The following is an 18,469-nucleotide window of genomic DNA, read 5'->3' as shown; positions in this document are numbered from 1 at the left end:
CTCTTTTCTGTTTCGTCAACTAGTTTTTTTGGCTTTCGCTTAAAACCTTGTTGACTCAACCGCCGCTGGCTTCCGCCGCGGCCCTCGTTCGCAAACGAGGAGGCGAATCATAGGTCACTCACAGCCTCATGGCAAGGGTGACGATAGCTTTTCGGCGACCTTATTTGCGCGCCGAATTTACCAGCGCCTCGACAGGCACCGCGCCGGCCATGGCAGCGTATCCGGCGTCGCTCGGATGGATGTGATCGCCGCTATCGAACTTGCCCTGAAGACGATCCGGTTGCGCCGGATCGCGCAGCGCGGCGTCGAAATCGACTACGCCGTCGAAAGCGTGGCTCGACCGGATCCAATCGTTCACCGCAAGGCGGATATTTTCCCGCTGCGGTGGGAGCGACGCGGGCGTCAACGTTCCGCCGAACGCCCTTACGCCGGCGTGTCGAGCCGCTGCGATCACCCGCTGATAGCCCGCAATCAGGTCGGCCGCCGTCACCGAAGCATGCGGGAAGTCGCAATCAAGACCGCTGCGTGCTGGCATTGCCGCGAAATTGATATCGTTGATGCCGATCAGCACAACGACTGCCTTGACGCCCGGCCGGTCGAGCACGTCGCGGCTAAAGCGCGTCATTAGCGCGTCGCCATAGCAGGGCGAATCGTTCAGCAACCGGTTGCCGCTGATGCCCAAATTAACCACCGCCGTCGACCGGTTCCCCGAAGTGGCCAACCGGCGGGCGAGGACGTCGGGCCATCGCCGATTCTGGTTCAGGCTGGAGCGCATGCCGTCTGTGATCGAATCGCCGATCGCCGCAATTGCGGTCGCTTCAGGCGCCGCGTCCACCGACAACGCCGTCGCCCATACATATTGAGTGAAGCGTGCGCGAAACGCCTCTGCGCCCGAGTCCGCCGCATGGTTGCCCGCCGCCGAAACGTAATTAAGCTGGTTCGCAACGCGATGCCATGCCACGATCCGCTGTTCCGGACCCACGAATGCACTGATTGAATATGGGGCGCCCGCGTCGATGTCCATCGCAATCGGATCGCTGTCCAGTTCGCGGCCTGGCGGTACGCTCACGGCGCCCCTGCCATTGAACGTCACGCGCGCGCCGCCGTTTGCGGAAGCCGCCGCGCCGCCAGCGGACCGCGCGATGCGCAGGTCTTCGATTACCAGCGGCGTCTTACCGTGCTCGTTACTGAGGTGAATTCGCGCAGACTTTCCGGACAGCGTCGGATAAACGATCTGACGGACAGTGCGCCCAGCCACTTCCGGCGCGCGGTACAGCGGCGGCAAATCGGATCGCTGCGGAATGGATTGCAGCGCCGTAGCCCACGCGGTGACCCAATGCGCCGGGGCATCGGCGGCAGCGGCGGTGGATGAAACGGCGAACTGGCAAAGCAGCGCCGCGCCGCATGCGGCGGCTAAAGAACGAATGGTCATTCCAGTGTCTGGCTCGAAGCAAAACGGGCATTGTGCACGATCGCACCGGCCAACGCGGCGAGCCGTGTCACCGCCTCAACCCCGCAGCGCGCGCCTCGCAGCCAGCAGCGGCAGAACTCACTCACAAGGCCGCTTTCGCCCCGGTCATCTTCAAAGCGAGCGCCTCGGCGACTTCGATCCCGTCGATCGCAGCCGAATAGATGCCACCCGCGTAGCCCGCGCCTTCCCCAGCCGGATAAAGACCCTCGACGTTCATGCTCTGATAGTCGTCCCGTCGACGCACCCGGATTGGCGACGAGGTCCGCGTCTCCACCCCGGTCAACACAGCGTCGTGCATCGCAAAACCGGCGATCTTCTTGTCCATTTGCGGCAGCGCTTCGCGAATTGCCTCGATCACGTAGTCCGGCAGAGCCGTGCTGAGATCCGTGGGATGTACGCCTGGCTTATAAGACGGCACCACGGAACCCAGCGACGTGGACGGCCGCCCAGCAATGAAGTCGCCGACCAGTTGGCCCGGTGCCATGTAGTTGCCGCCGCCGAGCTCGAAAGCCCGCTCTTCCCACTTGCGCTGGAACGCGATCCCGGCAAGCGGGCCTCCGGGGTAATCGTCCGGAGTAATGCCCACGACGATCCCCGCGTTCGCATTGCGCTCAGCGCGCGAGTACTGGCTCATACCATTGGTGACTACGCGCCCGGGCTCGGACGTCGCGGCGACTACGGTACCTCCCGGGCACATGCAGAAGCTGTACACCGCACGCCCGTTGCTGCAGTGGTGCACGACCTTGTAGTCCGCGGCGCCCAACTGCTTGTGGCCCGCAAACTTGCCGAACCGGCTACGGTCGATCAAACCTTGCGGATGCTCGATCCGGAACCCCAGTGAGAACGGCTTCGCTTCTATATAGACGCCGCGTTCGTGGAGCATGTGGAACGTATCGCGCGCGCTGTGGCCAACGGCCAGCACGACATGATCGCAGCGCAGCGTTTCGCCCGTTGACAGCTTCAGCCCGCGCACTTTCCCCTGGTCGATGTCGATGTCGTCCACGCGTGTCTCGAAGCGCACTTCGCCGCCCAGTTCGTGAATCGTCGCGCGCATCTTCTCGACCATGCTCACCAGGCGGAACGTGCCAATATGCGGCCGGCTCAGGTACAGGATGTCTTCTGGCGCGCCGGCGCGCACGAACTCGTCCAGCACTTTCCGGCCGTAGTGTTTCGGGTCCTTGATCTGGCTGTAGAGCTTGCCGTCCGAGAAGGTGCCCGCACCGCCCTCACCGAACTGCACGTTCGATTCCGGGTTCAGCACCGACTTGCGCCACAGTCCGAAAGTGTCTTTGGTGCGCTCGCGCACCGCCTTGCCTCGTTCGAGAATGATCGGCCGGAAGCCCATCTGCGCGAGGATCAGCCCCGCGAAAAGTCCGCAAGGCCCCATGCCGATCACCACGGGACGCGGCGTCGCGAGTTGCGCCGGCGCCTTCGCGACGAAACGGTACGTCATGTCCGGTGTGAGCCCGCAGTGCGGCACGTCGGCGATTCGCTTGAGCGCGGCCGCTTCGTCCGCGACTTCCACGTCGACTATATAGGTGAGCTTGATGTCGGCGCGCTTGCGCGCGTCGTGAGCCCGCCGGAACACCGTGTATCGGACGAGCCCGTCATCAGGCACGCCGAGTTCTGCGAGGCGCGCGTGGACGGCGGCTTCGAGCGCGCTCTCGGGGTGATCGAGCGGGAGTTTGATTTCGCTGAGACGTAACATGAGTACCGAGGATGCAGGAAGGCCGCAAATCGCGGCCAATTCGCAATTTTATAGGTTAAGCGTCGGCCCGGGGACTCGCCGGCGCGGAAACGGCTTTCCGCGATAGTGCGGCCGCTGCAGCGATGCCCGGCTCGTCTCAAAAAAATCTATTAACCGACCGGTCGGTTGGTTTATACTGTTCGCACCAGACAACTCCCGCAAAGAGAGTCCCCATGTACACGCAATCCCTGGATATTCCCGGCAACGTAGCTTCGCTGGACGCTGGCGCGACGTCGCCTGAGCAGACCCAGTTCGACGCCGTGATGGCCGCCGACGGCAAGATCGAGCCGCAAGCCTGGATGCCCGACGCTTACCGCAAGACTCTGGTGCGCCAGATTTCGCAGCATGCGCATTCGGAGATCGTAGGCATGCTGCCGGAAGGCAACTGGATCACGCGCGCACCAAGCCTCAAGCGCAAGGCGATCCTGCTCGCCAAAGTGCAGGACGAAGCGGGCCACGGTCTCTATCTATATAGCGCGGCAGAAACGCTCGGCGTCTCGCGCGACCAGCTGGTTGCGGCGCTGCATTCCGGCAAAGCGAAGTATTCGAGCATCTTCAATTACCCAACGCCCACGTGGGCCGACGTCGGCGTGATCGGCTGGCTGGTCGACGGCGCGGCGATCATGAACCAGATTCCGCTGTGCCGTTGCACGTACGGTCCCTATGCCCGCGCGATGATCCGCATCTGCAAGGAAGAGTCGTTTCATCAGCGCCAGGGTTTCGACGCGTTGATGGCGATGATGTCGGGCACCGAAGCTCAGCGCGAGCTCGTCCAGCAGGCGGTGAACCGCTGGTGGTGGCCGGTACTGATGATGTTCGGACCGAGCGACAAGGACTCGATCCATAGCAATCAGTCGTCGAAATGGGGCATCAAGCGTATTTCGAACGACGACCTTCGCCAGAAATTCGTCGACGCCACCGTCGATCAGGCCAAGGTCCTCGGCGTCACGCTGCCCGACCCCGACCTCAAATGGAACGAGGCGCGCGGCCATTACGACTACGGCGACATCGACTGGGAAGAATTCTGGCGCGTCGTGAACGGCGACGGCCCGTGCAACCGCGAGCGTCTCCGCACCCGCGTCAAAGCTCATAACGAGGGCGCCTGGGTCCGCGAAGCCGCCCTCGCCCACGCCGAAAAGCAGCGCCAGCGCGCACAACAGCACGCCGCCTGAGAAGCGCGGCACGCCCGGCAAAGAATCAGGAGATCAGGAATGAACAAGGAATGGCCAATCTGGGAAGTCTTCGTGCGCAGCAAGCAGGGACTCGACCATAAACACTGCGGCAGCCTGCACGCCGCCGACGCACAAATGGCGCTGCGCATGGCGCGCGACGTCTACACGCGCCGTCAGGAAGGCGTGAGCATCTGGGTCGTGCCGTCGTCGGCGATCACGGCGTCCGCGCCGCAAGACAAGCCCGAACTGTTCGACCCGGCCGGCGACAAGATCTATCGCCATCCGACGTTCTACACGCTTCCCGACGAAGTCAACCACATGTAAGCGCGGCCATGAACATCACGCCTGAACATCTCCAATACGTGTTGCGCCTCGCGGATACTGCGCTGATACTCGGTCAGCGCAATAGCGAGTGGTGCGGCCACGGCCCGATTCTCGAAGAAGACATCGCGCTGTCGAACATGAGCCTCGATCTGATCGGCCAGGCGCGCCTGCTTTATACGCATGCGGCCTCGCTCGAGCAGCAACTCACCGGCAAGACGCGCACGGAAGACGATTACGCGTACTTTCGCGCCGAGCGTGAATTCGCCAACTACACGCTCGCCGAACTGCCGCACTGCGGTCCGCTGTCGGCTACCGCCCAAGCCGAGAAGGACTATGCCGTCACGATCGTGCGCAACTTTCTGTACTCCACGTTGATGGCGCATCTGTGGACGGCGCTCACGCAGTCGACGGACGCGCAGCTTGCCGCAATCGCGTCGAAGTCGATCAAGGAAGCCAGCTACCACGTGCATCACGCGAGCGAATGGCTGATCCGCTTTGGCGACGGCACAGAGGAATCGCATCGGCGCGCGCAGGCTGCGCTGGATTATCTGCTGCCGTACACGCGTGAGTTCTTCAGCACCGATCCTGTCGAAGAGACCATCGCCACCTCAGGCATTGGCCCGCTGACTGCAGATCTCGAAGCCGCCTGGCTCGACGACGTTCGCGCGACGCTCGAGCAAGCCACGCTCACGCTGCCCGACGCAGTCAAGCACATCACGACTGGTAAGCACGGCGAGCATTCCGAGCACATGGGCTTCGTGCTGGCCGAAATGCAAAGCCTTGCTCGCCAGCATCCCGGCGCCACCTGGTAATACGGACCATTCGACGATGACGACCTCGACTACGACGCAACGAGCCGACGCATCCGTCCAACGTGCGTGGGCAGTGCTCGAAGCGGTGCCCGATCCGGAGATTCCGGTGGTGTCGATTCGCGAACTCGGCATATTGCGCGACGTCCGGCGGGCCGAGGACGGCGCACTCGAAGTCGTGATCACGCCGACTTACTCCGGTTGCCCGGCAATGTCGCAGATCGCGGAAGACGTCGCGCATGCGCTCAACGTCGCGGAGCTCAAACCGTACCGGATCTCCACCGTCCTCGCGCCCGCATGGACCACCGACTGGATGACGGCCGACGCCCGCGAAAAGCTGCGCGCTTACGGCATTGCGCCGCCCACGGGCAATTGCGGGTCGGCGGCCGGACCTGCCGGCGCACAGGAAAAAGTACTGCGCTTCGTGCCGCGCGCTCTGCCCGCGCCGTCCTGCCCAAGGTGCGGCTCGGCGCATACAGAACGACTCGCGCAGTTTGGCTCGACCGCTTGCAAAGCCTTGTACCGCTGCATCGACTGCCGCGAACCCTTCGACTACTTCAAACCATACTGATATGGCCACCCCGCAATTCCATCCGCTGCGTATCCGCGAAGTGCGGCCAGAAACCGCCGACGCCGTCTCGGTCGCGTTCGAAGTTCCCGTGGAACTGCGCGAGCTTTATCGCTTCACGCAGGGCCAGTTCGTCACGCTGAAAACGCACATCGACGGAGAGGAAATGCGCCGGTCATATTCGATCTGCGTGGGCGTCACCGACTATGACCGGGACGGCGAACTGCGCATCGGCATCAAGCGCGTGCGCGGCGGACGCTTTTCGAACTTCGCTTTCGATACTTTGCAGCCAGGCCACACGATCGACGTCATGACGCCCGACGGCCGCTTCTTCACCCATTTGAACGCGGATCACGGCCAGCAGTACGTCGCCTTCGCGGGCGGCTCGGGCATCACGCCGGTGCTCGCGATTATCAAGACCACGCTCGAGCTGGAACCGCGCAGCGCGTTCACGTTGATCTACGGCAACCGCAGCGTCGACCAGATCATGTTCGCGGAAGAACTGGAAGACCTGAAGAACCGCTTCATGAACCGCTTCGTGCTCTATCACGTGCTGTCGGACGATCTGCAGGACGTCGAACTGTTCAACGGCGTACTCGACCAGCAGAAGTGCGCGGCGTTCCTGGACAGCCTCGTGCCGGCGGATTCCGTCGACGAAGCGTTTATTTGCGGTCCGGCGCCGATGATGGACGCCGCCGAAGCCTCGCTGAAAGCTGCCGGCGTGCCGTCCGAGAAGGTGCACGTGGAACGCTTCGGCTCGCCTCTGCCCCAGGCGGGCGTGCCGCCCGTCGAAATCACCGAAGATACGCCCGCTGCGGACCTCGAAATCGTGCTCGACGGTAAGCGCCGCAAGCTGCGTCTGCCGTATCAGGGCGTGAGCGTACTCGACGTCGGTCTGCGCGCCGGCCTTGCGCTGCCGTATGCATGCAAAGGCGGCGTCTGCTGCACATGCCGCGCCAAAGTGGTTGAAGGCGAAGTGCGAATGGAAAAGAACTACACGTTGGAAGAGCACGAAATCCGCGACGGCTTCGTGCTGACGTGTCAGTGCCACCCAGTCAGCGACCGCGTGGTGGTGAGCTACGACGAGCGTTGAGCGTGCTCGGGACTTGATGCCGCGAAGCTTTGAGCCGTTCCGCGATCCGCTTACACTAGGGGCCGCTCGCAACCGGACCGTTGAGTCCGTCTTGCGAGCGGCCCCTTTGGCAATCGCCCAACAAGAATCCACTCACGGCCGATGAGCACCATCCATCTCACCAACGGCGATGTCGCCGCAGAATCATTGCGCACCGCGTTGCGCGAAGTGGGACGCAACGATCGCGTGCACGCACTGCGCGACGATCTGGCGGTCGGGCCGCTACGCGGTATCGACGACGGTCCCGAAGTGCGCGCCGCTTTCTGGGACCGCGTGAGCACCGACACGAAGCGCGACTTCCTTCGCGAGTTCCGGGAGCAGGCTGCTGCGCTGGAAGCCATTGCGCGCGACGAGGCAAATCTGGTGATCTGGCACGGCGAAAGCGCATCCGATCAATTGATGCTTCGTCGCGTGTGCTATTACCTGCGCAATAATCCCCAGCGTCTGAACGAAGTGCGTCTGTCGATTCGCGACCTCACCGACGCCGGCGCCTGGGCGCATAGCCGCAGGGACCGCGCGACGTCCGTCGGCATGTTCGCGCCGGCCGTTTTGCAAGCACGTTTGCCCGACGCCGCACCCATTTCCGTCTTGCGGATCAGCCGGCTCGCGCTGGAGTGGCAGGAAGCCAAACATGCGAACGGCGAAACGCGACGCTGGCGCGACAACACGTTCACGAGCGGCAGCTTCGCCGATCTCGACGCGCTGATACTCGAACACGTCACCGCCGACTGGCAACCCGCCGCCCGCGTGGCCGCCGAGGTGATGACCGCTGAGTTGTGGTTTCTCGTCAGCGACAGCATCGTGCTCTGGCGCTTCCGCGAAATGGCCGCGACCCGCCGGATCAGGCTGCGCGGTGACGCCAACGCATGGCGCACGCTGGAACTGTGCGCAGCGCTCGCACTTTGCCCACACCAATAAACAGACACCATGGCCCGCACCCGAGCCCCCGACCACGAAACGCAGCGCGAACAGATTCTCGAACTAGCGGCAGCGAAGTTCGCGCAGACGAGTTATCCGAGCACATCGATGTCAGACCTCGCCGCGGCGAGCGGTACGTCGAAAGCGCGCCTGTATCACTACTACGCGAGCAAGGAAGCGATCCTGTTCGATCTACTCGACCGTTACACCAAACGGCTGATGCTGATCATTGCGGAGGTCGAGGGCGCGAGCCAGCGTCGCGGCCTGACTGAGCGCGAGACGTTCGCGGAATTGATCCGCGCCTTTCTTTCCGAATACGAAACCTCGCACAGCCGGCATGTCGCGCTCCTGAACGACGTGAAATATCTCGTCGACGCGCAGCGCGAGGTGATCCTCAACCGCCAGCGCGATGTCGTAGCCGCGTTCGCGCGGCAGCTGGCGCGCGCTTATCCGGAGCGCGCCACGCGCGAGAACCAGACCGCACTGACGATGATGGTGTTCGGCATGATCAACTGGACATTCACCTGGCTTAAACCAGGCGGGCGCATGGGCTACCGGGAATTTGCGGAGCAGGTTGTGGCCATGGTGGATCACGGGCTGGGCTCGGCGGCCGTGAAATAGCGCAGGACAGCGCTCTGCGAACTGAAATCCGCGTAAGTTGCATGGGTGCGACAACACGTACGAACGCTCGTTCTTTTTAATTTGCCGTTGATATTCAAAGATTTAACAGCCAAGCACCGCAAGTTTAGACAACATCCTCCAAGTTTGGTACGGGTTTTCCCTAGTGCCGGATTCGCATATCCGTTACAATCGTTTTTGCGGTGCAACAACGCCGCACGATCACAAGGAGAACCTGACCATGAACCTGATTACACCCCGCGCCGCCGAACCGATCGTCGCGCACGATCGCGCGTCGCTGCCAGCCGGTCGTGCACCTGCTCTGGTCCGTGAACTCACTGCGATCGACCGTGAACGCCTGCTTGCGCACTTTCTCGCGCTAGACGAAGACGACCGCCTGTTGCGCTTTGGGCAAATCGTGCCGGACCACGTTATCGAAAATTACGTGCGCGCAATCGATTTCACGCGCGACACGGTATTCGGCGTGTTCGACGATCAACTACATCTCACCGGCGTCGGTCATCTCGCCTACCTGCCCGCCGAAGGCGACAAGCGTACGGCGGAGTTCGGCGTGTCCGTGCTCGAAAGCGTGCGCGGCCAAGGTATCGGCTCCAAGCTATTCGAGCGCGCTGCAATTCGCAGCCGCAACACGCATGTCACCATGCTGTACATGCACTGCCTGTCGCGCAATTCGACCATGATGCACATCGCGAAGAAAGCGGGCATGAAGATCGAGTACGCGTACGGCGAAGCGGATGCCTATCTGACGCTGCCGCCGGCGGATCAGACCAGCATCATTACGGAGATGCTGCAGGAACAAGCCGCGGTGTTTGACTACGCGCTCAAACGTCAAGCGCGGCGTGCTTCGAAACTGCTGGAAAGCTTCATGCCGACAGCCGCCGCAGCCTGACCACCCGGCCGCAGCGAGCGAACAGGAAAAAGGGCAGCCTCAGGGCTGCCCTTTTTGCTTCCTGCGCGGAGCTGCGCTAGCGCGGCTCATAAGATCGGCAACGCGGTCGTCTCCTTGATCTTTTCGAGCGAAAAGCTCGTCTTCACGTCAATCACCGACGGGTGATGCAACAGCTGGTCTTGCACGAAGCGCGAAAAGTGCGCCATGTCTTCCACTTGTACGCGCAACAGATAGTCCATGTCGCCAGTCATAGCGTGACAAGCCACCACCTCAGGCCAGGCCTGAACGGCGGCACGGAAAAGATCCGCATGCGTCGCTTCCCCGCGCGGACTCAGCGCCGGCCCGCCGCGCTTTTCCAACCGCACATTGACGTACGCGAGCAAATCGAGCCCCAGGCGCTTGGCATCCAGCAACGCTACGTAGCCGCGGATCACGCCGCTCTCTTCGAGCCGCCGTATGCGTCGCAAACAGGGGCTCGGCGAGAGATTGATCCGCTCGGCGATTTCCTGATTCGACAACCGGCCGTTCTCCTGAAGAATCGCCAGAATACGCCGGTCGATCGCATCTATCTCTAAGTTGGTCATTTTCTGCCTCGCGCTCCTGATATGGAGCTAGAAAATAGCGCGAGCGTAGCTCGACGTGATTAACTTCGCAAGTTTTCGCCGCGAAGCCGCCTTTACACTTGCGTCATTCGGTCGCGGTGGAACATCCGTAGCCGCGATACCGGCGCGACGCGCCCTCGACATGGAGACAGACAATGCAGGTTGCAACTTGGGAAAATCCGGTCGGCACAGACGGCTTCGAGTTCATCGAATACACCGCGCCCGATCCGAAGGCGCTGGGCAAGCTTTTCGAGCAGATGGGCTTTACCGCGGTTGCGCGCCATCGCCATAAAGATGTGACGCTATACCGGCAAGGCGACATTAATTTCATCGTCAACGGTGAGCCGGATTCGTTCGCTCAGCGCTTTGCGCGCTTGCACGGCCCGTCGATCTGCGCGATCGCCTTCCGTGTGCAGGACGCGGGGAAAGCCTACCGGCAGGCAGTCGAAAAAGGCGCATGGGGCTTCGACAACAAAACGGGCCCCATGGAACTGAACATTCCCGCGATCAAAGGCATTGGCGATTCGCTGATTTATTTCGTCGATCGTTGGCGCGGCAAGAACGGCGCAGCGCCGGGCAGCGTCGGCGATATCGATATCTACGACGTCGACTTCGAGCCGATTCCCGGCGCGAATCCAAACCCCGTCGGTCACGGCCTGACGTACATCGACCACCTCACGCACAATGTGCACCGCGGCCGCATGCAGGAATGGGCCGAATTCTACGAACGTCTGTTCAACTTCCGCGAAGTGCGTTACTTCGACATCGAAGGCAAGGTGACGGGCGTGAAGTCCAAGGCAATGACGTCGCCGTGCGGCAAGATCCGCATTCCTATCAATGAGGAAGGCTCCGAAACGTCCGGCCAGATCCAGGAATACCTCGACGCCTACCGCGGCGAAGGCATCCAGCACATTGCGCTGGGCAGCAACGACATTTACCGCACGGTCGATGGTTTGCGAGCGGCGAACATCTCGCTGCTCGACACGATCGACACGTATTACGAACTGGTCGACCGCCGTGTGCCGAATCACGGTGAACCGCTCGACGAACTGCGCAAGCGCAAGATCCTGATCGACGGCGCGCCGGACGACCTGCTGCTGCAAATCTTCACCGAGAACCAGATCGGCCCGATCTTCTTCGAGATCATTCAACGCAAGGGCAATCAGGGTTTCGGCGAGGGCAACTTCAAGGCGCTGTTCGAATCTATCGAACTGGATCAGATCCGCCGCGGCGTGGTGCAGGACAAAGCGTGAACTCCTGACGCCGAGGCCGTGAATCGCCCGTAAGTCAGATTACGCACCGATAAAACGAAAAGGGCGAAGATCGTACGATCCTCGCCCTTTTCGCATGCGCCGCCGCTCGACTTCAAGCGACAGCGGGTTAGCCAGCACTGCGCTGCATTAGCAGCGCGTCAGGAATTCTGGTCTTCCTTGTCAGGCGCGCTCTCGCGCGCGGTGCGGTTGATGGCGATGCGCGCGGGCGCAACGACTGCCGTACGGCTAATCGCGCTCGACGGCGCTCCCGTGCCCGCATTCGAGCGAACCGGCGCACTGATTGCGAAAAATGCGGCCGACACCATCAGGAAGGTCTGGATATTTCTAGTGTTCATGCGTACTCCTTTTCTAACTGCCCTGTTGTCCTGAAGCGCCACAACATGCAGCGCGTTACACAGACATTGCTCACAGGTGCGCTGTTAGACAGACTTGTCGGCTGCGGTTCCGCGAAATTGTAGCTTTTACAGCTTGTTACACCGGTTCCCTCAAGCGGCAGGTGAAGTTCGCGGAAGCGGGCGCAATGTCGCGAGGCGCGGGACGGCGATCGGACCGCTGCGGCGGGTTTTTACCAGTGCTACCATCACTTAAAACAAGTCAATATGGCGACCCCGGCCATACGCATTCACAAGATGCCGCGGCCCATAAGTTTTGGCGATCCCAAACTGGGTGGAGGAGTACACATAATGAATGCCCCGCTAGACGCAGGTCAGCGAGCCTCGCTCGAAGCCGCTCTATCTTCCGTCACGCTCGACGACAAATACACCCTCGAACGCGGCCGCGCATACATGAGCGGCATCCAGGCGCTGGTTCGTCTGCCGATGCTGCAGCAGGAACGCGATCGCGCCGCCGGACTCAATACGGCCGGCTTCATCTCCGGCTACCGTGGATCGCCGCTCGGCGGGCTCGACCAATCCCTGTGGAAGGCGAAACAGCATCTCGCCTCACATCAGGTCGTGTTCCAGCCTGGTGTCAACGAAGACCTCGCGGCAACCGCCGTCTGGGGTTCGCAGCAGGTCAATCTGTACCCCAGCGCGAAATACGACGGCGTCTTTTCGATGTGGTACGGCAAAGGCCCGGGCGTCGACCGTTCGGGTGACGTCTTCAAGCACGGCAACTCGGCGGGATCGTCGCGGCACGGCGGTGTGCTGGTGCTGGCCGGCGACGATCACGCGGCCAAATCTTCCACGCTCGCACATCAGTCGGAACACATCTTCAAGGCCTGCGGCCTGCCGGTGCTCTTCCCGTCGAACGTTCAGGAATACCTGGACTTCGGCCTGCATGGCTGGGCGATGAGCCGCTACTCCGGCCTGTGGGTCGCGATGAAGTGCGTGACCGACGTCGTCGAGTCGTCGGCTTCGGTCGACATCGATCCGCACCGCACGCAGATCGTTCTGCCGGACGACTTCGCGATGCCCGAGGGCGGTCTGAACATCCGCTGGCCCGATCCGCCGCTCGTGCAGGAAGCGCGTCTGCTCGACTACAAGTGGTACGCGGCGCTCGCCTACGTGCGTGCAAACAAACTGGACCGCGTCGAAATCGATTCGCCGCATGCGCGCTTTGGCATCATGACCGGCGGCAAAGCGTATCTGGACGTGCGTCAAGCGCTCACTGACCTGGGTCTCGACGACGAAACATGCTCGCGCATCGGCATACGGCTATATAAAGTGGGTTGCGTCTGGCCGCTCGAAGCCCAAGGCGCGCAAGCCTTTGCTCGCGGCCTCGACGAAATTCTCGTGGTCGAGGAAAAGCGCCAGATTCTCGAGTACGCGATCAAGGAAGAGCTTTACAACTGGCCTGACGCGCAGCGTCCGCGTGTGTTCGGCAAGTTCGACGAGAAAGACGGCGCGGGCGGCGAATGGTCAGTGCCGATGGGCAACTGGCTGCTGCCGGCGCATTACGAACTATCGCCCGCGATCATTGCAAAGGCGATCGCCACGCGGCTCGACAAGTTCGACCTGCCCTCCGACGTCCGCGCCCGGATTGCCGCGCGCATTGCAGTGATCGAAGCGAAGGAAAAAGCGCTCTCGCGTCCGCGGGTCGAGGTCGAGCGCAAGCCGTGGTTCTGCTCCGGCTGCCCGCACAACACGTCGACCAATGTCCCGGAAGGCTCGCGGGCAATGGCCGGCATCGGCTGCCACTACATGACGGTGTGGATGGACCGCAGCACGAGCACCTTCAGTCAGATGGGCGGCGAAGGCGTCGCGTGGATCGGCCAGGCGCCTTTCACGAATGACAAGCACGTGTTCGCCAATCTCGGCGACGGAACCTATTTCCACTCCGGCCTGCTGGCAATTCGCGCGGCGATCGCTTCGAAAGCGAACATTACTTACAAGCTGCTCTATAACGACGCCGTAGCGATGACGGGCGGTCAACCGGTCGACGGCGTGCTGACCGTGCCGCAGATCACCCATCAGCTGGCCGCCGAAGGTGCGACGAAAATCGCGATCGTGACGGACGAGCCTGAAAAATACTCTGGCAACGTGGGCCTCGCGCCGGGCATCGACATCCATCATCGCGACCAGCTCGACGAAGTGCAGCGCCAGCTGCGCGAGATCTCGGGCACCACGATTCTGATCTACGACCAGACCTGCGCAACCGAGAAACGCCGCCGCAGGAAACGCGGCGCGTATCCAGACCCGGCACGCCGCGTGGTGATCAACGAAGCGGTGTGCGAAGGTTGCGGCGACTGCTCCGTGAAATCGAACTGCCTGTCGGTCGAGCCGCTCGACACCGAATATGGCACGAAGCGCCAGATCAATCAGTCCACGTGCAACAAGGACTTTTCCTGCGTGAACGGCTTTTGCCCGAGCTTCGTGTCCGTGGAAGGCGGTCAGTTGCGCAAGCCGAAAGCCGCGTCGGGCATCGTCGCTGACGCAATGCCGCCAGTGCCGGAGCCTACACTCCCGTCGATCGCACGGCCCTACGGCGTGCTCGTGACAGGCGTGGGCGGCACAGGCGTCGTGACAATCGGCGCACTTCTCGGCATGGCCGCGCATCTGGAGAACAAAGGTGTCACCGTGCTCGACGTCACCGGCCTCGCGCAGAAAGGCGGCGCCGTGATGAGCCACGTGCAGATCGCGAACAACCCCGGCGACATTCACGCCACGCGCATTGCAATGGGCGAAGCGAGTCTCGTGATCGGTTGCGATGCAATCGTCACCGCCAGCGACGAATGCGTGTCGCGGATGCAAGCCGGCCGAACCCGTGTCGTGCTGAACAGCGCGCACACGCCGACCGCCGAACTCATCAAGAACCCCAACTGGCGCTTTCCGGGCAGCAGCACCGAAGCCGACGTTCGCGCGGGCGCGGGCGACGAATGCGTCGATACGGTCGACGCCAATCACTTCGCAGTGGCCTTGCTCGGCGACGCGATCTACACGAACCCGTTCGTGCTCGGCTATGCATGGCAACGTGGCTGGGTGCCGTTGACCTATCAGTCGCTGATGCGAGCTATCGAGCTGAACAATGTGCAGGTCGAGAAGAACCGCGCGGCATTTGAATGGGGCCGGCGCGCGGCGCACGATCCGGTAGCCGTGCGCAAGTACGCGCAATCGCAAGGTCAGGCGGACACGTCCGACACGCCGAGCGGCAAGATCATTTCCCTGCACACGCCGAAGGCGCTCGACACGCTGATCGACAAACGTGCGACTTACCTGGCGGCATGGCAAAACGACGCGTACGCAGACCGTTACCGCGCGCTCGTATCGCAGGTGCGGGTGGCCGAGTCGGCGCTCGATTCGATCGACGGCCAGTTGCCTCTCACCGAAACGGTCGCGAAGAATCTGCACAAGCTGATGGCCTACAAGGACGAGTACGAGGTCGCGCGCCTGTACAGCGATCCTGCGTTCATCGAAAAACTCAAGGCCAGCTTCGAAGGCGACTGGAAGCTGCATATTCACCTCGCGCCGCCGATGTTCTCGAAAAAGGACGCCCACGGTCATCTGATCAAGAAGAAGTACGGTCCCTGGGTGTTCAGCGCAATGCACGTGCTGGCGAAGTTCAAGTTCCTGCGCGGCACCGCGCTCGATGTGTTCGGCAAGACAGAGGAGCGTCGCACCGAACGCGCGCTGATCGGCGAGTACGAAGCCCTAGTGCGGGAACTGATCAGCGGGCTGACCGTGCAGAACCGCGACTTTGCGGTGGAACTTGCGAATCTGCCGGACGGTATCCGCGGCTTCGGGCACATCAAGGAGAACAACCTGAAGGGTGTGCGCCTGAAGTGGAACGAGTTGCTGGCGCGCTGGCGCTCACCGCAAGCCGGAACGACGCAACACGCAGCCTGATCGTCGTATTGACCGCGGCGGACCAGGGCCACCGCGGCGCTCGCGCTGCACGCATGAAAAACCGCCACGGAATCTCTTTCCGTGGCGGTTTTATTTTCGCGGCGCTAGTCACCCATACGCCCGCGAGAAGAGAGCGCCCCAACGGGCGCCTCTTCGCTTACTTGCTGTTCACCGACTTGCGCGCGTTTGCCGAAGCCACTGCCGTCATGTTGATGATCCGGCGCACGGTTGCCGCCGGCGTCAGCACATGCACCGGCTTTTCGGCGCCCAGCAGGAACGGGCCGACCGTCACGCCTTCGCCGCCGACCATCTTCAGCAGGTTGTACGCGATGTTCGCCGCTTCCACGTTCGGCATGATCAGCAGGTTGGCTTCGCCCGAGAGCGTCGTGCCGGGGAACGCAGCCTTGCGCACCATTTCCGACAACGCCGCGTCGCCATGCATTTCGCCGTCGATTTCGAGCGTAGGCGCACGTTCCGCGATCAGCTTGCGAGCCGCGGCCATGCGTTGCGACGACGCAGACGGCGCGCTGCCGAAGTTCGAGTTCGACAGCAGCGCGACCTTCGGTGTGATGCCGAACTTCTCGATTTCGCGCGAAGCCAGCATGGTCATGTCGGCGAGTTGCTCGGCCGTGGGCGTTTCGTTCACGTACGTATCGCAGATGAACAGATTGCGGCCCGGCAGCATCAGCAGATTCATGGCGGCGAAGTTCTGCACGTTATCCGCCTTGCCCAGCACCTGCTCAATGAACTTCAGATGCGTGTGGTACTGGCCGATCATCCCGCAGATCATGCCGTCGGCTTCGCCGAGGCGCACGAGGATCGCGCCGATCAGCGTGTTGAACTTGCGCATCGCGGCTTTCGCGACGTCCGGCGTCACGCCTTCGCGCGCACCCAGCTCGTGGTACGCCTGCCAGCATTGCTGATAACGCGGATCGTCTTCCGGATCGACGATCTCGAAGTCTTCGCCGCATCTGAGCTTCGAACCCATCTTCTTCAGACGCATCTCGATGACCGACGGACGGCCAACCAGAATCGGCTTGGCGATCTTTTCCAGCAGCACGAATTGCGCGGCGCGCAGCACGCGCTCGTCCTCGCCTTCGGCGAACACGATGCGAGCCGGTTCCGACTTGGCCGCAGCGAACACCGGACGCATCACCATGCCCGTGCGGTAAACGGTGGTGCCGAGTTCTTCGCGATATGCGTCCATGTCCTTGATCGGACGGGTCGCGACGCCCGAATCCATTGCCGCTTGCGCGACGGCCGGCGCGATCTTGATGATCAGACGCGGATCGAAGGGCTTGGGAATCAGATACTCGGGACCGAATTCGAGCGAGTGGCCTTCGTACGCCTTTGCGACTTCATCGCCCTGATCGGTTTCTTCGGCGAGTTCGGCAATTGCGCGCACGCATGCGAGCTTCATTTCTTCCGTGATCGTGGTCGCGCCCACATCGAGCGCGCCGCGGAAAATGAACGGGAAGCACAGCACGTTGTTGACCTGGTTCGGATAGTCCGAACGGCCCGTCGCGATGATGCAGTCCGGACGCACTTTCTTCGCCTCTTCCGGGCGGATTTCCGGCTCGGGATTGGCCAGCGCGAGGATCAGCGGCTGCGTGCCCATTTCAGCGACCATCTCCGGCTTCAGCACGCCTGCGCTTGAGCAGCCCAGGAACACGTCGGCGCCGCGAATGGCGTCAGCCAGCGTGCGTGCTTCGGTGCTCGCGGCATAACGTTCCTTCGACGGATCGAGATTGCCACGCCCTTCGTAAATCACGCCCTTCGAGTCGACAACGAGAATGTTCTGCTTCGACAAACCGAGGTTCACCAGCAGATCCAGACACGCGATCGCCGCGGCGCCCGCACCGGAACACACCAGTTTCACCTCGTCGAGCTTTTTGCCGACTACCTTGAGGCCGTTCAGAATCGCCGCCGACGCGATGATCGCCGTGCCGTGCTGATCGTCGTGGAAGACCGGAATCTTCATACGCTCGCGCAGCTTCTTCTCGATGTAGAAGCACTCGGGCGCCTTGATGTCTTCCAGGTTGATGCCGCCGAGCGTCGGCTCGAGCATCGCAATGGCTTCAACCAGCTTGTCCGGATCGGACTCGGCGAGTTCGATATCGAACACGTCAATGCCGGCGAACTTCTTGAAGAGGCAACCCTTGCCTTCCATCACCGGCTTCGCGGCGAGCGGACCGATGTTGCCGAGACCGAGCACGGCTGTGCCGTTCGTGATCACACCGACCAGGTTGCCGCGCGAGGTGTACTTCTGCGCGTCGAGCGGCTCGTCGTAAATTGCCATACAGGCTGCGGCCACGCCCGGCGAGTATGCGAGCGACAGGTCGAGCTGATTCGATAGCGGCTTGGTCGGCGTAACCGAAATCTTGCCAGGCTTCGGGTTCTGGTGATATGCGAGGGCGCTTTGCTTCAGTTGTTCGTCCATTTTTTGCCTGCGAGACGTAAGAAATTGGGCCGGCACACCGCAACGTTGGCGTCGCTTGGATCTATCGAATGGATAATCGACCGAGGCGATTTTCGCGTGCGCCGGTTAGGCGCGGCGTCGGTCCTCGGCGGAGGGCAGGACGGTGCGGAGTGCTACGCGGGTCGGTTAGTGTACACCCCGCAGGAGTCGATGCACTGACTG

At 62.2% G+C, this 18,469-nt stretch carries 15 protein-coding genes; 10 read left to right on the top strand and 5 right to left on the bottom strand.

The window, feature by feature from the left end; genetic code table 11:
- Positions 1–160 precede the first annotated feature (160 nt).
- Both BCA01S_RS11785 and BCA01S_RS11780 read right to left on the bottom strand, forming a co-directional pair.
- Positions 161–1,432, bottom strand: coding sequence for an SGNH/GDSL hydrolase family protein (locus BCA01S_RS11785; RefSeq protein ID WP_027777052.1), 1,272 nt, complete (start codon positions 1,430–1,432; stop codon positions 161–163).
- Between the two features lie 121 nt (positions 1,433–1,553).
- The gene (locus tag BCA01S_RS11780) at positions 1,554–3,179 is read right to left on the bottom strand and encodes an NAD(P)/FAD-dependent oxidoreductase (RefSeq protein ID WP_027777051.1); all 1,626 of its coding nucleotides are present in this window, start codon (positions 3,177–3,179) and stop codon (positions 1,554–1,556) included.
- 212 nt (positions 3,180–3,391) lie between these two features.
- Between BCA01S_RS11780 and paaA the strand changes: the two genes are divergently transcribed.
- The 8 genes from paaA (at position 3,392) to BCA01S_RS11740 (ending at position 9,669) form a co-directional block, all read left to right on the top strand.
- Positions 3,392–4,390: a 1,2-phenylacetyl-CoA epoxidase subunit PaaA gene (paaA, locus tag BCA01S_RS11775; RefSeq protein WP_027777050.1), complete on the top strand. Its 999-nt coding sequence runs from the start codon at positions 3,392–3,394 to the stop codon at positions 4,388–4,390.
- Positions 4,391–4,429: 39 nt separating this feature from the next.
- Positions 4,430–4,714, top strand: a complete 285-nt coding sequence (gene paaB, locus BCA01S_RS11770; protein ID WP_020070840.1) for a 1,2-phenylacetyl-CoA epoxidase subunit PaaB — start codon at positions 4,430–4,432, stop codon at positions 4,712–4,714.
- An 8-nt stretch (positions 4,715–4,722) separates the two neighbouring features.
- Entirely contained in the window at positions 4,723–5,526 is an 804-nt protein-coding gene (gene paaC, locus BCA01S_RS11765; protein ID WP_027777049.1) for a 1,2-phenylacetyl-CoA epoxidase subunit PaaC, read from the top strand.
- A gap of 16 nt (positions 5,527–5,542) precedes the next feature.
- Positions 5,543–6,094, top strand: a complete 552-nt coding sequence (gene paaD / locus BCA01S_RS11760) for a 1,2-phenylacetyl-CoA epoxidase subunit PaaD (RefSeq protein ID WP_027777048.1) — start codon at positions 5,543–5,545, stop codon at positions 6,092–6,094.
- Between the two features lies 1 nt (position 6,095).
- Positions 6,096–7,184 carry a 1,2-phenylacetyl-CoA epoxidase subunit PaaE gene (paaE, locus tag BCA01S_RS11755; protein ID WP_027777047.1) on the top strand — a complete coding sequence of 363 codons (1,089 nt, stop codon included), beginning with the start codon at positions 6,096–6,098 and terminating at the stop codon, positions 7,182–7,184.
- 141 nt (positions 7,185–7,325) lie between these two features.
- On the top strand, positions 7,326–8,141 hold the full coding sequence (locus tag BCA01S_RS11750) for a DUF1835 domain-containing protein (RefSeq protein WP_027777046.1): 816 nt from the start codon (positions 7,326–7,328) through the stop codon (positions 8,139–8,141).
- A 9-nt stretch (positions 8,142–8,150) separates the two neighbouring features.
- Positions 8,151–8,762, top strand: a complete 612-nt coding sequence (locus BCA01S_RS11745) for a TetR/AcrR family transcriptional regulator (RefSeq protein WP_020070835.1) — start codon at positions 8,151–8,153, stop codon at positions 8,760–8,762.
- Positions 8,763–9,000: 238 nt separating this feature from the next.
- Positions 9,001–9,669, top strand: coding sequence for a GNAT family N-acetyltransferase (locus BCA01S_RS11740; protein WP_027777045.1), 669 nt, complete (start codon positions 9,001–9,003; stop codon positions 9,667–9,669).
- 86 nt (positions 9,670–9,755) lie between these two features.
- Here the strand turns inward: BCA01S_RS11740 and BCA01S_RS11735 are convergent, their stop codons facing one another.
- Entirely contained in the window at positions 9,756–10,253 is a 498-nt protein-coding gene (locus BCA01S_RS11735; protein WP_027777044.1) for an Lrp/AsnC family transcriptional regulator, read from the bottom strand.
- A gap of 173 nt (positions 10,254–10,426) precedes the next feature.
- Here BCA01S_RS11735 and hppD point away from each other — a divergent pair, with 173 nt between their 5' ends.
- Complete coding sequence (gene hppD / locus BCA01S_RS11730; RefSeq protein WP_020070832.1) at positions 10,427–11,524, top strand: 4-hydroxyphenylpyruvate dioxygenase; 1,098 nt, start codon at positions 10,427–10,429, stop codon at positions 11,522–11,524.
- A 158-nt stretch (positions 11,525–11,682) separates the two neighbouring features.
- Here the strand turns inward: hppD and BCA01S_RS11725 are convergent, their stop codons facing one another.
- A complete protein-coding gene (locus BCA01S_RS11725) occupies positions 11,683–11,880 on the bottom strand; it encodes a hypothetical protein (protein ID WP_027777043.1) in 198 nt (65 codons plus the stop codon).
- Between the two features lie 348 nt (positions 11,881–12,228).
- Here BCA01S_RS11725 and BCA01S_RS11720 point away from each other — a divergent pair, with 348 nt between their 5' ends.
- Complete coding sequence (locus BCA01S_RS11720; RefSeq protein WP_027777042.1) at positions 12,229–15,828, top strand: indolepyruvate ferredoxin oxidoreductase family protein; 3,600 nt, start codon at positions 12,229–12,231, stop codon at positions 15,826–15,828.
- A 157-nt stretch (positions 15,829–15,985) separates the two neighbouring features.
- Here BCA01S_RS11720 and BCA01S_RS11715 read toward each other — a convergent pair whose 3' ends face one another.
- Positions 15,986–18,268 carry an NADP-dependent malic enzyme gene (locus BCA01S_RS11715; RefSeq protein ID WP_027777041.1) on the bottom strand — a complete coding sequence of 761 codons (2,283 nt, stop codon included), beginning with the start codon at positions 18,266–18,268 and terminating at the stop codon, positions 15,986–15,988.
- Positions 18,269–18,469: the final 201 nt, after the last annotated feature.

It is taken from the genome of Paraburkholderia caledonica NBRC 102488, from assembly GCF_000685095.1.
Classification (GTDB): Bacteria; Pseudomonadota; Gammaproteobacteria; order Burkholderiales; family Burkholderiaceae; genus Paraburkholderia; species Paraburkholderia caledonica.
The sequence above is the reverse complement of the archived record's forward strand: the minus strand, read 5'-3'. Positions and strand labels throughout refer to the sequence as shown.